Origin of the sequence: Curtobacterium sp. L1-20 (assembly GCF_048755855.1) — a bacterium.
Lineage (GTDB): Bacteria > Actinomycetota > Actinomycetes > Actinomycetales > Microbacteriaceae > Curtobacterium.
Window position 1 is genome coordinate 1,044,649 of the sequence record NZ_CP151473.1, and the last position, 14,233, is coordinate 1,058,881.

Annotated in this window: 12 protein-coding genes; 10 read left to right on the plus strand and 2 right to left on the minus strand. The window is 71.6% G+C overall.

The window, feature by feature from the left end; all coding sequences use genetic code 11:
- Nucleotides 1-89 precede the first annotated feature (89 nt).
- Nucleotides 90-1,232: a class I SAM-dependent methyltransferase gene (locus AAEP86_RS06485; RefSeq protein WP_420369720.1), complete on the plus strand. Its 1,143-nt coding sequence runs from the start codon at nt 90-92 to the stop codon at nt 1,230-1,232.
- A gap of 64 nt (nt 1,233-1,296) precedes the next feature.
- Here the strand turns inward: AAEP86_RS06485 and AAEP86_RS06490 are convergent, their stop codons facing one another.
- Both AAEP86_RS06490 and AAEP86_RS06495 read right to left on the minus strand, forming a co-directional pair.
- Nucleotides 1,297-2,127, minus strand: coding sequence for an aldo/keto reductase (locus AAEP86_RS06490; protein WP_420369721.1), 831 nt, complete (start codon nt 2,125-2,127; stop codon nt 1,297-1,299).
- An 80-nt stretch (nt 2,128-2,207) separates the two neighbouring features.
- Complete coding sequence (locus AAEP86_RS06495) at nt 2,208-2,615, minus strand: pilus assembly protein CpaE (RefSeq protein ID WP_420369722.1); 408 nt, start codon at nt 2,613-2,615, stop codon at nt 2,208-2,210.
- A gap of 215 nt (nt 2,616-2,830) precedes the next feature.
- Between AAEP86_RS06495 and AAEP86_RS06500 the strand changes: the two genes are divergently transcribed.
- The 9 genes from AAEP86_RS06500 to AAEP86_RS06540 all read left to right on the plus strand — a co-directional run bounded on the left by AAEP86_RS06500 (nt 2,831) and on the right by AAEP86_RS06540 (nt 14,188).
- The gene (locus tag AAEP86_RS06500; RefSeq protein ID WP_420369723.1) at nt 2,831-5,599 is read left to right on the plus strand and encodes a glycoside hydrolase family 2 protein; all 2,769 of its coding nucleotides are present in this window, start codon (nt 2,831-2,833) and stop codon (nt 5,597-5,599) included.
- 114 nt (nt 5,600-5,713) lie between these two features.
- On the plus strand, nt 5,714-7,198 hold the full coding sequence (locus tag AAEP86_RS06505; protein WP_420369724.1) for a sugar transferase: 1,485 nt from the start codon (nt 5,714-5,716) through the stop codon (nt 7,196-7,198).
- A gap of 145 nt (nt 7,199-7,343) precedes the next feature.
- Complete coding sequence (gene tatA / locus AAEP86_RS06510) at nt 7,344-7,634, plus strand: twin-arginine translocase TatA/TatE family subunit (protein ID WP_420369725.1); 291 nt, start codon at nt 7,344-7,346, stop codon at nt 7,632-7,634.
- Between the two features lie 204 nt (nt 7,635-7,838).
- On the plus strand, nt 7,839-9,263 hold the full coding sequence (locus AAEP86_RS06515; RefSeq protein ID WP_420369726.1) for an MFS transporter: 1,425 nt from the start codon (nt 7,839-7,841) through the stop codon (nt 9,261-9,263).
- Between the two features lie 49 nt (nt 9,264-9,312).
- On the plus strand, nt 9,313-11,481 hold the full coding sequence (locus AAEP86_RS06520) for an ATP-dependent Clp protease ATP-binding subunit (RefSeq protein ID WP_420369727.1): 2,169 nt from the start codon (nt 9,313-9,315) through the stop codon (nt 11,479-11,481).
- Between the two features lie 147 nt (nt 11,482-11,628).
- Nucleotides 11,629-12,183 carry a DUF2231 domain-containing protein gene (locus tag AAEP86_RS06525; RefSeq protein ID WP_420369728.1) on the plus strand — a complete coding sequence of 185 codons (555 nt, stop codon included), beginning with the start codon at nt 11,629-11,631 and terminating at the stop codon, nt 12,181-12,183.
- Between the two features lie 51 nt (nt 12,184-12,234).
- The gene (locus tag AAEP86_RS06530) at nt 12,235-12,363 is read left to right on the plus strand and encodes a hypothetical protein (RefSeq protein WP_420369729.1); all 129 of its coding nucleotides are present in this window, start codon (nt 12,235-12,237) and stop codon (nt 12,361-12,363) included.
- Between the two features lie 11 nt (nt 12,364-12,374).
- Complete coding sequence (locus AAEP86_RS06535) at nt 12,375-13,028, plus strand: response regulator transcription factor (RefSeq protein ID WP_420369730.1); 654 nt, start codon at nt 12,375-12,377, stop codon at nt 13,026-13,028.
- On the plus strand, nt 13,025-14,188 hold the full coding sequence (locus AAEP86_RS06540; RefSeq protein ID WP_420369731.1) for a sensor histidine kinase: 1,164 nt from the start codon (nt 13,025-13,027) through the stop codon (nt 14,186-14,188). The genes AAEP86_RS06535 and AAEP86_RS06540 overlap by 4 nt, the downstream gene beginning before the upstream one ends.
- Nucleotides 14,189-14,233: the final 45 nt, after the last annotated feature.

The following is a 14,233-nucleotide window of genomic DNA, read 5'->3' on the forward strand; positions in this document are numbered from 1 at the left end:
GTGGGGGAGCATCAGTGTATTGATATGTCGTATACGGCGGGTGTGGACCTTCCGAGTGCGATGGGACCGCCCCCGGCTACGCTGGCGCGGTGCCACCCGACTTCGCCGACTTCTTCCGCCGCCGCGACGACGCCGCGGCGGACCTCATCGCGATCGACGGCACGGACCGCTTCATGCTCGACGAGGCGCCGCACGTACACGGCGACGCGCTCCGGCAACCGGGGGAGGTCGCCGTCGTCGACGACCGGTTCGGGGTGCTGACGCTCGGCGCCATCACCGTGCACGGCGCGTCCGACGTCCGGGTCGTGCAGGACTCCCTCGTCGGGGTCCGTGCGCTCGAGGCCAACGCCGGGACGTTCGGCCGTCGGGGCTTCCACCACCCGGAGACGCTCGAGCAGGCCTTCCGCGACGTCCGACTCGTGTTGCTGCGGCTCTCGAAGTCGAACGACCGGCTCGACGAGGTGGCCCGTGCGGTCGCCCGCTACGCGGCCCCCGACGTCGTGCTGCTGTGCGGTGGCGTCACGAAGCACATGAACCTGTCGCAGAACGACGTCCTCCGCCGGTACTTCGGCGAGGTCACGGCGTCGCGGGGGCGGGGCAAGTCCCGGTTGCTCATCGCGCAGGACCCGCTGCGTGCCTCGGCCACCCGGGCGGACGCGACGAACCCGTGGCCACGGTCCGTGCACGTCGACGACCTCGGGATGACCCTCGTGGCGCACGGTGGCGTCTTCGCCGGCACCTCGCTCGACCAGGGGACACGGGTGCTGCTCGACGCCGTCGACGACGCGATCCCCACGGCACGGACGATCGTCGACCTCGGCTGCGGGAACGGTGTGATCGCCGCCGCGGTCGCCCGCCGTCGCCCGGCGGTGAAGGTGGTCGCGACCGACGTCTCCGCGATCGCGGTCGCCTCCACCCGGGCGACCGCGGCGGCGAACGGCGTCGCCGACTGCGTGCAGGTCCTGCGCTCCGATGCCGGCGACGAGCTCGGCGAGGGCATCGCACAGCTCGTGCTCTGCAACCCGCCCTTCCACGCGGACACCACGGTGACCACCGACGCGGCCGAGGCGATGTTCCGGAACGCGGCCGCGATCCTCCAGTCCGGCGGTGAACTGTGGTGCGTCTGGAACTCGCACCTGCGCTACCGGCCGGTGCTCGAACGCTTGGTCGGGCCCACCCGACAGGTGGTCCGGACCCCGAAGTTCACGGTCACCGCGTCGCGACGCGGCTGACACGACAGACGGGAGGCGCGGTGCCGGCTGGCACCGCGCCTCCCGTCTGTCGTGTGGTGACGACTCAGGCCGGGACGTAGTCGAACGTGTCCGGGTCCGGACCCGTGCGGTGCCCCTTGTCGAGCGCGGAGATGTCGGTCATGTCGCCGTCCGACAGCTCGAAGTCGAAGATGTCGAAGTTCTCCTGCACGCGGGCCTTCGTCACCGACTTCGGGAAGACGATGTCGCCGCGCTGGATGTGCCAGCGGAGGACGACCTGGGCCGGGGACTTGCCGACGGCGCCGGCGATGCGGGTGATGGTTTCGTCGTCGAGCACGAGGCCCTGCGCGATCGGGGACCAGGCCTCGGTGGCGATGCCGTGTTCGCGGTCGTAGGCGCGGAGCTCGTCCTGCGTCAGGTACGGGTGCACCTCGATCTGGTTCACGGCCGGCGTGATGGTCGTCTCGGCGGCGAGACGGTTGAGGTGGTGCGCCTGGAAGTTGCTCACGCCGATGGAGCGGGCGGTGCCGCCGCGGTAGAGCTCCTCCATCGACTTCCACGTCGGGACGAAGTCGACGACGGTGGCGAGGGGCCAGTGGATGAGGAAGAGGTCGGTGTAGCCGCCCAGCAGGTCGGCCGACTTCTTGCCGTTCTCGAGCGCGGCCTCGGGGTCGTGGAACCCGTTGTTGAGCTTCGAGGTGACGAAGATCTCCTCGCGGGGGATCCCGGACGCCTCGATGGCCTCGCCGACCTCCTTCTCGTTGCCGTACATCTCAGCGGTGTCGATGTGGCGGTAGCCGACCTCGAGGGCGGTCAGCGTCGCTTCCTTGGTGTTTTCGGGCTCGATCTGGAAGACGCCGAAGCCGAGCTGCGGGATGGTCTTGCCGTCGTTCAGGGTGATGTTCGGAACGGTCATGGTGCCATGCAACCAAACGGTCCCCAGGAGGCATTCCGGGAACACCCAGCCGGGCGCGTCCGGAGCGGCAGGCGGACCGCTCAGTCGAGCGCCGCCCGGATGAGCGCGTGCAGCGCCCCGCCGTAGGCGTCCGCGGCGTCGGGAGCGCCGAACTCGCGCTGCTCACCGTCCACCACCGCGGTGACGACGAAGTCCGACGTCGTCCGGGTCAGCGATACGAACGCCGACCCGAGGAGTTCGCGGAGCTGGTCCTCGCGCGGCAGCCAGAGCGACTCGGCGGCGTCGACCGAGTCGAGCGCCCACTCGGTCGTGCCGTTGAACCCGAGCACGGTGCCGGACGGGTAGTCGTGCCGTTCGACGGTCATCTCCGACACCGTGTAGACGTCGTCGTCGACGCCCGGCTTGTCGATGACGAACCGGTCGCCGGTCGTCGGGTGCCAGCGGAGTCCGGCGTCACGCAGGGCCGCAGCGAGAGCAACTGTGATCACGCACCACAGCCTGCCACCCGGTGCCCTGCAAGCTCGCCGTACTAGCATCGCCGAGCACCATGCGCGCGGCCGCACCAGCGTCCGCGCGCGCGACGCGACGACGCCCGGCCGACCGGTGTCGCGCCTCCCGGTCGGATCCCCGGCCCCGAGGCGGACAGGCAGCCGGCGTCCCGACCACGGTGCTCACCACACCGTCCGCCCAGAGAAGGACCCGCATGACCCTCGAACGCGAGGAACTCCGCGACGACTGGACCGTCACGATCGCCGGGGACGGCGTGCCGGCGGGTGCGCCCGCGGGGATCGCCGGCCGCAGCATCCGGGCCACGGTGCCGGGACAGGTGCACACCGACCTGGAGCGCGAGGGACTGCTCGACGACCCGACGTTCGACCGGAACGAGGACGCCGCGAAGTGGGTGGGGCGGGCCGACTGGTCGTACCAGCGCACGGTCGACGTCGACCCCCGCGGCTTCGAGCGCGTGGACCTGGTCTGCGACGGCCTCGACACGGTCGCGGAGCTGAGCCTCGACGGCGTCGTCGTGGGCACGACCCGCAACATGCACCGTCGCTACCGCTTCGACGCCCGCGACCAGACCGGCGGGGTGGGTCGGGGGAGCAAGACCCTCGAGATCCTGTTCGAGTCGCCCTACCGCGAGGCCGGACGTGTGGCGGCGAGGGCCGGAAGCATGCCCGGGCCCTACGACGAACCGTTCCCGTACATCCGGAAGATGGCGTCGAACTTCGGCTGGGACTGGGGTCTCACGGCGGTGACGAGCGGACCGTGGCGTCCGGTCGCCGTCGAGCGCTGGTCCACCGCCCGGCTCCGCGAGGTCCGCCCGCTCGTCGACGTCGAGGCCGGCGAGGGCGTCCTCGACGCCCACATCACCGTCGAGCGCTCGGGGATGAACGACCTCGACCAGGACGGCGAGGACGACGACCTCGTCCTCGTGGTGACGGTCAGCGGGGCGACGGCGGACGGCGGGACGACGCGGCAGCGGTCGCGGGCGCAGCTGACACCGAAGGACGACGAGACCGTGGTGACGGTGCGGGTGCCCGAGGTGCAGCGCTGGTGGCCGCGTGGCTACGGCGCACAGGACCGGTACGACGTCGTCGTCGAGCTGCAGACGGTCGACGGCGAGGTCCTGGACCGCGAGACGTTCCGCACGGGCTTCCGGTCGACGCGCATCGAGACCGCCGAGGACGCCGTCGGCAAGCCCTTCGACGTCCACGTGAACGGGACGCTCATCGACGTCCGCGGGGTGAACTGGATCCCCGACGACGTCATCGTCTCGAGGGTGGACCGTGACCGCGTCGCCGCACGCCTCGGGGTCGCCGCCGACCTGCGCGTCAACCTCGTCCGGGTGTGGGGCGGTGGCGTCTACGAGTCGAACGACTTCTACGACGTCTGCGATGAACTCGGCCTGCTCGTCTGGCAGGACTTCCCGTTCGCCTGCTCGGCCTACCCCGAGGGGGAGCCGATCCGCAGCGAGGTCATCGCCGAGGCCCGGGACAACGTCGCCCGGCTCGCCCGGCACCCGTCGCTCGTGGTCTGGAACGGCAACAACGAGAACATCTGGCTGCACGACGCCGACGGGTGGGGCGAGGAGCTCGGCGACCGCGGCTGGGGTCTCGACTACTACCTCGACCTGCTGCCGACGATCGTCGACGCCGTGGACCCGTCGCGCTTCTACACGGTGGCGTCGCCGTGGTCCGGCTCGGAGTCACTGCCGGCGAACGACGTCCGGTACGAGACCCACCACTCGTGGGACGTCTGGAACCGGCTGTCCGACGACCACTACCGGTCCTCCGTGCCGCGGTTCGTGTCCGAGTTCGGGTGGCAGGCGCCGCCCGCGTGGCGGACCCTGCGCGAGGCGATCACCGACGAGCCGCTGCGTGTCGACTCGCCCGGCGTCGTGCACCACCAGAAGGCCGCGGACGGGATGGCGAAGCTGGCTCGCGGCCTCGAGCCGCGCTTCGGCTCCGTCGACCCTGCCGCGTTCGACCGCTGGCTCTACCTGACGCAGCTCCAGCAGGCCCGCGCCGTCGCGACGGGCGTGGAGCACTGGCGGACGCACTGGCCCCGGAACACGGGCGTCATCGTGTGGCAGCTGAACGACCTGTGGCCGGTGTCCTCGTGGTCGGCGATCGACTCGGCGGGACGGCTCAAGCCGCTGGCGCACGAGCTGCGTCGGCTCTACGACGACGTGCTGCTGACGATCCGTCCGGTCCGCAGCGCGGTCGCGTCCGACACGGCCGCGTCCGGTTCGGCCGCGTCCGGTTCGGCCGCGTCCGCCGACGACGCCGTGGTCGGGTCCGGCGCCGCCCCGGCTGCCTCCGGGGAGGGCTCGGCCGACGGTCGGCCTGGAGGCGCGGATCCCGTCGAGCCGTCGGCTCCCGTCACCGAGACGGCCGAGCTGGGCGAGCTCGCCGACACCCTGTCGCTCGGGGTGTCGCCCGGGTCGTTCGGGCACTCCCCGATCGAGGTGGCGGTGCGTTCCTCCCGCGTCGGCCTCGACAGCGTCGTGCGGGTACGGCGGGTGTCGCTCGCGGGGGCCGTGCTCGCCGAGGCGAACCTCCCGGTCCGGCTCTCCGCGGCCGGTGTGGCGGTCGTCGCGCTGCCGGAGTCGGTGGGTGTCGTCGACGACCCGACGAACGAGCTCGTCGTGGCGGACATGGACTGGCGCCGCGCGGTGTGGACCCCGTCGCCGGACAAGGACATGCGCTGGGAACCGGCGCGGTACCGGACGTCCTTCACCCCGGTGGGCGAGGACGGGCTGCAGCTCGTCGTCGAGGCCGAGAACCTGGTCCGCGACCTGCTCGTGCAGCCCGACCGGGTCTCGCCGACCGGGACGGTCGACCGTGGGTTCATGACCCTGCTGCCGGGGGAGACCGTGTCGTTCCGGCTCCGTGGCGTCTCCGAGGGGGACGTCCCGGCGCTGCGGGAAGCGCCCGTGGCGACCACCCTCGACCAGCAGCTCCTCGGTTGAAATACTGCACACCGCGCTGATATATTGACAGGACGCGCTGCCTGACCTCCCCCGGTCGTGCAGCGCATCCGCTCGGCCTCCCGCCGTGCCGGTGGTCGATCGAAGGTCGTCTCGATGTCACTCGCGCTCCGTCCCGTGTCCCGTTCCGCTCCGCCGGAGCGGGGTCGAGCGGTGTCGTCCAGCCGCGCACGACCGGCCCTGGGGCCCGCCGCCGGCACCGCCGCGATGGACCTCGGGCTGCTGCTCGTGGCATTCCTCGTGGCGCACGTGGTCCGGTTCCCGTGGGAGCTACCCCGGGGATCGGTCGTCGCCGGCTGGGTCGAGTTCGTCGTCGCTCCCGCGATCGTGGTCGTCTGGATGGGTCTGCTCGCGGTGTTCCGCACCCGCGATCCCCGCATCACCGGTGTCGGCGGTGACGAGTACCGACGCCTGCTGACGGCCAGCCTCGTCGCGGGGGCGGTCGTCGCCGTGGTCGCGTACGCCGCGAGCATCGACCTCGCCCGCGGCTACGTCGCCGTCGCCTTCCCGCTCGGGCTGCTGTTCCTCGCGCTCGGTCGGAAGGCGCTCCGGACCGCCCTCGTCCGTCGACGGGCGCGCGGGGAGCGGTTGCAGGACGTCCTGCTCGTCGGGGACGCCGAGGACGTCCGCTACGTCGGTCGTCGCATCGCTGCCACGCCCACGGCCGGGTACCGCGTCCGGGCCGTCGTGACCGACTGCCTCCCCGCGGGCGACGACATCGACCTCGACGGCGCGGTGGTGCCGGTGCTGGGCGGCGTCGACGCGGTACTCGACCTGGCGCAGGCTGAGCGGGTCTCCGCCGTGGTCGTCGCCGGTGCCGTCCGTGGCGGCCACGAGCGGCTCCGGCGCCTCGGCTGGCAGCTCGAGGAGCGCGGCGTCGAGCTCGTCGTGTCGTCGCCGCTCGCCGACATCGCGGCCGGTCGCGTGCACGAACGGCCGGTGGACGGGCTGCCGCTCATGCACGTCGAGACGCCGGACTACCGTCGACGGCTGGGCAAGCGGGCGCTCGACGTCGTCGGCGCCGGACTCGGGTTGCTCCTCCTCGCACCCGTGTTCGCCCTCGTCGCGGTCGTGATCCGCGCTGACGACCGCGGGCCCGTCCTGTTCCGGCAGACGCGTGTCGGCCGGGGCGGCCGGGAGTTCTCCATCCTGAAGTTCCGGACGATGTGCACCGACGCCGAAGACCGGGTCGCCGCGCTCGCTCCGTCGAACGAGGGAGCGGGGCCGCTCTTCAAGATGAAGGACGACCCGCGGGTCACCCGGGTCGGCGCGGTCCTGCGGCGGACGTCGCTCGACGAGCTCCCGCAGCTGTGGAACGTGTTCACCGGGTCGATGAGCCTGGTCGGGCCGCGCCCGGCGCTCCCGCGCGAGGTCGCCCTCTACGAGGACTTCGCGGACCGGCGCCTGCTCGTCACGCCGGGGATGACCGGACTGTGGCAGATCAGCGGGCGCTCGAACCTCGACTGGGCGGACGGGCTCCGACTCGACCTGCACTACGTCGAGAACTGGTCCTTCGTGCACGACGTGGTCATCCTGGCCCGGACGATCCCGTCGGTGCTGCGCTCACGAGGCGCCTACTGAGGGTCGAGTCTGAGCGAACGGTGTCCGTCGGACGCCCGGCCTGTGATTCCCCCGGCGTGCGAGTTACGATGGTGGGACGACGGACTTCCGCCGCCCGCGTCGACGGTGACACGGAGACGGCGACCAGATCCAGATTCAAGGAGTCATGATGCTCGGAAACCTCGGCGGAGTACACCTGCTGATCCTCCTCGGGATCATCATCCTGCTGTTCGGTGCGACGAAGCTCCCGGCGCTCGCCAAGGGCCTCGGGCAGTCGATCAACATCTTCAAGAAGGAGATGGGCGACGACAAGAAGGGCACCGGCACCGACGGCGTCCAGAACACCACCGTGCAGAACACGACCGCCGAGCCCGCAGCTCCGGTCGCGCAGCCGGTCGTGAACCCCGGCCCGTCGGTCCAGCCGAACGCGGACTCCCGGAACCACACCCAGATCTAGGACACCCAGCCCCGTCCTGTCGGCAGCCCCCGCGACCACTCCGGTCGCGGGGGCTTCGGCGTTCCGGGGTCCTGGCGGCAGCCCGATCGTGGGGAGGCTCGGTCGCCGGCCTCGAGCCGACGATCCCCGCGCCCTCGTCACCCGCCGAGGGGCCGCCCTCCCACGACGCGCCCACGAACGGCTCGTGGGGCGGAGGATGAGCACATGACCTCTCCTGCGGCGCCCCTGCGCGACGACCGCCGCGTGGTGCTCGTGGTGGCCATCCTGTCCTCGTTCGTGGTCGGCCTCGACTCGAGCGTCGTGAACGTGGCGCTCCCGGCGATCCGCGACGAACTCGGTGGTGGGCTGGTCGTGCAGCAGTGGACCGTCGACGCCTACCTCGTCACGCTCGGCTCGCTCATCCTCGTCGCGGGGAGCCTGTCCGACCTGTTCGGCCGTGTGCGCATCATCACGTGGGGACTCGTCGTCTTCGGGGTCGCCTCGGTCGTCTGTGCCGTCGCACCGAGCGGCGAGGTGCTCATCGTCGCGCGGGCGTTGCAGGGCGTCGGGGGAGCGCTCGTGACGCCGAGTGCGCTCGCGCTCATCGTCGCGGCGTTCCGGGGAGCGGCGCAGGCGAAGGCCATCGGCACGTGGACGGCGTGGTCGAGTGCGGCGACGATCCTCGGCCCCGTGGTCGGCGGTCTCATCGCGGACGGCATCGGCTGGCGATGGATCTTCGTGCTGACCGCGGTCCCGATCGCGGTGACGATCCCGCTCGTGCGGCGCATCCGGGCCGAGGTCCGCGTCGGGCCGCGCGCGGAGGTCGACGTCGTCGGCGCGGTGCTCGCGGTCGTCGGCGTCGGTGGTGTGGTGCTCGGGCTCATCGAGCAGGAGCGGCTGGGCTGGGGCGCCCCGGTCGTGGTGGTCGCCCTCGTGGTCGGTGCCGTGTCGCTCGCGGCGTTCGTGCCGTGGGAACGCCGGGTCACCCGGACGTCCGGTGCCCCGCTCGTCCCGCTCGAGCTGTTCCGGGCGCGCAACTTCGCGGTGGGCAACCTCGCGACACTGTCGATCTACGGTGCCCTCGGCATGGTGTTCTTCGTGGTCACGCTGTTCCTGCAGGAGGTCTGGCGGTTCCCCGCGTGGCTCGCCGGGCTCGCGACGCTGCCCCCGACCGTGATGCTCCTGCTGCTGTCGACGACGGTCGGGTCCCTCGCCGGGAAGTACGGGCCGCGGTGGTTCATGGCGGCGGGGCCGGCGATCGGCGCGGTCGGCGCCCTCCTGCTGCTCGGTGCCGGCGACGACCCGGCCGGGTACTGGTGGTCGGTCCTGCCGGGGCTGGTGCTCGTCGGAGCGGGCATCTCGATCATGGTGACGCCGCTGACGAGCGCCGTCCTGGGGTCGGTCCCGCAGTCCGAAGCGGGGTCGGGGTCCGCGGTGAACAACGCCGTCGCCCGCATCGCCGGCCTGGTGACGGTGGCGCTCGCGGGGGTCGTCCTCGGCGGCGAGGTGGGCGTCGAGGGGCTGCACCGGGCCATGGTGGTGATGGCGCTCCTGCTGCTGGCTGGAGCGGCGGTCAGTGCGATCGGCATCCGCAACCCTCGTGGGGAGACGGCAGACCGGCGGGAACAAAGCCTGACGGACGGAAGTTGAGTGCAGTAGACTCAACTCCAGGACCAACCGCAACGAAAGGACGGAACGCATGGCGAACCTCCAGGGCGCTCCTGACTCGCAAGAGCGACAGAAGACCGCCCTCGAGCAGTACGGCGTCGACCTCACCGAGATCGCCCGCAGTGGCAAGCTCGACCCGGTGATCGGCCGCGACGCCGAGATCCGCCGCGTCAGCCAGGTGCTGACGCGCCGCACCAAGAACAACCCCGTGCTCATCGGGGAACCCGGCGTCGGCAAGACCGCCGTCGTCGAAGGACTCGCCCAGCGCATCGTCGCGGGTGACGTCGCCGACTCGCTCAAGGACAAGCGACTCGTGTCGCTCGACATGTCCGCCCTCATCGCCGGCGCCAAGTACCGCGGCGAGTTCGAGGAGCGGCTCAAGGCCGTGCTCAAGGAGATCAACGACTCCGACGGGCAGGTGATCACGTTCATCGACGAGCTGCACACGCTCATGGGCGCCGGCGGTGGCGAGGGATCCGTCGCGGCATCGAACATGCTCAAGCCGATGCTCGCGCGCGGTGAGCTCCGGCTGATCGGGGCGACGACCCTCGACGAGTACCGCGAGTACATCGAGAAGGACGCCGCGCTCGAACGGCGCTTCCAGCAGGTCTTCGTCGGCGAGCCCAGCGTCGAGGACACGGTCGCGATCCTCCGCGGGCTGAAGGAGCGCTACGAGGCACACCACAAGGTGACGATCAACGACTCCGCGCTCGTCGCCGCGTCGAGCCTGTCGAACCGGTACATCTCCGGGCGGCAGCTCCCCGACAAGGCGATCGACCTCATCGACGAGGCCGCCAGCCGACTCCGCATGGAGATCGACTCGAGCCCGGTCGAGATCGACGAGCTGAAGCGCACGGTGGACCGCCTCCGCGTCGAGGAGTTCGCGCTCAAGCAGGAGAAGGACGACGCCTCGAAGGCGCGCCTCGAGACCCTGCGCGGCGAGCTGGCCAGCCGTCAGGAGCTCCTGACGGGGCTCGAACAACGGTGGCAGGCCGAGCGCGCCAGCCTGAACCGGATCGGCGAGCTCAAGCAGCAGCTCGACGAGCTCAACATGCGGAGCCAGCGGGCGCAGCGCGAGGCGGACTACGAGCTGGTCTCGCGCATCGAGTACAGCGAGAAGCCGCGCATCGAGGCCGAGCTCGCTGCTGCAGAACAGGCCGAGAGCGCCGACCGCATGGTGAACGACAGCGTGACCGACGAGGACATCGCGGCCGTCATCGCCCAGTGGACGGGCATCCCGCTCGGGCGCCTGCTGCAGGGCGAGACCGAGAAGCTCCTGCACCTCGAGAACGAGCTCGGCCGACGGATCATCGGGCAGCGCACGGCCGTGTCGACCGTGTCCGAAGCGGTGCGCCGCACCCGTGCCGGCATCTCCGACCCGGACCGGCCGACGGGCTCCTTCCTGTTCCTCGGCCCCACCGGCGTCGGCAAGACCGAGCTGGCGAAGGCGCTCGCCGAGTTCCTGTTCGACGACGAGAAGGCCCTCGTCCGCATCGACATGAGCGAGTACGGCGAGAAGCACTCCGTCGCGCGGCTCATCGGCGCCCCGCCCGGGTACGTCGGGTACGAGGCCGGCGGGCAGCTCACCGAGACCGTCCGACGTCGCCCCTACTCCGTGGTGCTGCTCGACGAGATCGAGAAGGCGCACCCCGAGGTCTTCGACGTGCTGCTGCAGGTCCTCGACGACGGTCGCCTGACCGACGGCCAGGGCCGCACGGTGGACTTCCGGAACACGATTCTGATCCTGACGTCGAACCTCGGCTCGCAGTTCATGACGGACCGCTCGATCAGCGACGTGCAGCGCGAGGAGGCCGTGCGCGAGCTCGTCCAGCAGGCGTTCCGGCCGGAGTTCATCAACCGGCTCGACGACATCGTCGTGTTCCAGGCGCTGACGGAGGAGGACCTCGGCCAGATCGTCTCGCTCTACGTCGACCGCCTCGCGCGGCGGCTGACCGATCGCCGGCTGGAGCTCGCGGTCACGCCGGACGCCCGCAGCTGGCTCGCCGAGCGCGGCTACGACCCCGTGTACGGCGCGCGCCCCTTGCGTCGCCTGATGCAGCGGCAGATCGACGACCGCCTCGCGCGGGCGATCCTGTCGGGCGACGTCCGCGACGGCGACACCGTCCGCGTCGACGTCGCCGCGGGTGGCGACGAGCTGACGGTCGAGCCGTTCGAGCTGGCGGAGATCGTCGAGGAGTAGACCGCCCGGAACCAGGTTCCGGTCACGACACCGCGGAGACCCCTGGTGCTGTGACCGGAACCTGGTTCCGCCGGCGGTGCTCCCGACGGGAGGCGCGGCGCCGGTTCCTGGGACCGCCACGGCGCCCGCAGGCCTACCGTCCAGTGCATGCCTGAGATCCGCGCGTTCCGTCGCCTCACCGACGCCGTCGAGCACGCGAGCGTGCTCGACAAGGCCGTCGACATCGACCGCTCCGTCGTCAACGCGCTCGCCAAGCCGAAGGCGCTCCGCCAGCTGCTGCACGGCGTGCCGTTCGGGCACCCGCTCCACCCCCTGATGGTGCAGGTACCGCTCGGCGCCTGGATCTCGGCGGCGGTGCTCGACCTGGTCGGCGGGAAGGGGAACGCCAAGGCGGCGAAGACCCTGGTGGGTGTCGGACTGGTGTCCTCGGGCAGCGCGTCGCTCGCCGGCTACGTCGACTGGTCCGAGCTCGACCGCGAGCAACTCCGGACGGGGTGGGTGCACCAGGCGGTGAACTGGGTCGGCATCTCGCTCTACGGCCTGTCCTGGATGCAGCGGAAGCGCGGCAACCACGGCGCGGGCAAGCTCCTCGGGTTCGCCGGTCTCACGGTCGTCGGTGTCGGCGGCTACCTCGGTGGACACCTGGCCTACCGGCAGCGTGCGGGTGTGAGCGACCACGGCGAGGTGCCGTTCGACGCCTGAGCGCGCCGAATCGTTACCCCGCTGAAACATCGCGTCCGACATGCTGGATGCATGGAACACCTCAGCGTCGACACCGTTCCCCTGACCGTCGTCCCCGGCACAGGCCGCCGCGGACCGGCCTTCACCGTCCACGTCGACGAACTCGCCGGCACCGTGACCGTCCACCCCTCGGACTCCTGAGGGGCGTCGGTGTGCGCGTGCTCGTGGTGGACGACGAGGTGGCCCTGGCGGAGCTCGTCGGGAAGGGGCTCACCCGCCAGGACATGGCGGTCGACGTCGTGCACCGTGGCGACGACGCCGACGAACTCCTCACGGTGAACGACTACGACGTCGTCGTGCTCGACCGGGACGTCCCAGGCATGCACGGCGACGAGGTCGCACGACGCCTCGCCGATCGGGGTTCGGTCACCCGGATCCTCATGCTCACCGCCGCGTCGACCCTGACGGACCGGGTCCACGGCCTCGAACTCGGCGCGGACGACTACCTGACGAAGCCGTTCGAGTACCCGGAGCTCGTCGCGCGAGTGCGCGCGCTCGGCCGCCGGTCGGTCGCCCCCGTCGCTCCGGTCCTCGAACGCGCCGGACTGCTCCTCGACACGAACCGGCGGATCGCCACCCGCGACGGGCGACCGCTCGACCTCACCACGAAGGAACTCGGCGTGCTCGAGACCCTCCTCCGTGCGGACGGCCGGGTCGTCCCCGCCGAGGAGCTGCTCGAGAAGGTGTGGGACAGGAACATCGACCCCTTCACCGCGGCGGTGCGGGTGACGATGTCGAAGCTCCGGCGGAAGCTCGGCGACCCGGACCCGATCCGGACCGTCCCCGGCTCCGGCTACGCGCTGTGACCCGGCCCCTGAGCATCCGGGTCCGCACGGCGCTCGTCTTCGCCGTCGCGTCGATGGTGCTGACCGCCGCGGTGCTCGGGTTCGTGAACCTGGCGTCGCAGCAGTCCGCCGCGCGGTCCTTCCCGGCGACCCTCCCACCGGTCACCTCCCCCTCGCCCGGCGGACCGTCGCCGACCGGCCCGGCCACCCCGGTCGAGCCGGAAACGCTGCAGGACTCCGCGAGCAGCCTCCGCATCGTCGCGCAGGTCGCCGCGCTGCAGTGGCAGTGGTCCGCCGTCGGCATCGTCACCGCGGGCGTCCTGGCCGGCGGGGTCGGATGGCTGGTCAGCCGGCGGATGCTCCGTCCGATCGACGCGATCACCGAGACGACGACGCGCATCTCGGCGTCGAACCTGCACGAACGCATCGACCTGGGCGGCCCGGACGACGAGCTCCGACGTCTGTCCACGACGATCGACGCCCTGCTCGAGCGGCTCGACACGGCGTTCGAGAGCCAGCGGCGCTTCATCGCCCAGGCCGCACACGAACTCCGCACGCCGCTGGCGGTCCAACGCGCGGCCCTGCAGATCGGGCTGCCAGACGACGCGTCGCCCGTCGAGGTCGTCACGGCTCGCGAGGAGCTCCTCGACCAGAACCGCCGGACGGAGCACCTGGTGGAGAGCCTGCTCGTGCTCGCCGAGGCGGACCGGGGACTCGACGACCGCGCGACCGTGGTCGACCTGGCGGCCGTCGCGGACGACGTGACCGGCGCGGCACTGGACGCGGCCGGACGAGTCGACGTGACGCTGACCTACCGGGCCGGCACCGCGCCTCCAGGCGGGGCGGCCGCCGCCGTCCGGGGTGAGCCGACACTCGTCCGGCAACTCCTCGCCAACCTCGTCGACAACGCCGTCGAGTACAACCGGCCGGGCGGCTTCGTGACCGTCGGCGTGGACGCCGCCGGTCTGACCGTCGAGAACTCCGGGCCCGTCGTCGCGCCGGGGGACGTGGCGGGTCTGCTCGAGCCCTTCCGGCGGGGCGGTGCTGCGGGGTCGCGACGGCACAGCGGCCTCGGGCTGTCGATCGTGGTCGCGGTCGCCCGAGCGCACGGGTGGGAGCTGGCGGTCGCGCCACGGCCCGACGGCGGGCTGCACGTGCGCGTGGGTGTTTCGTCGGTGTGATCCCGGGGGTACCGCTCGCGAAACAGCCGATCAGGTGTGCTGGTG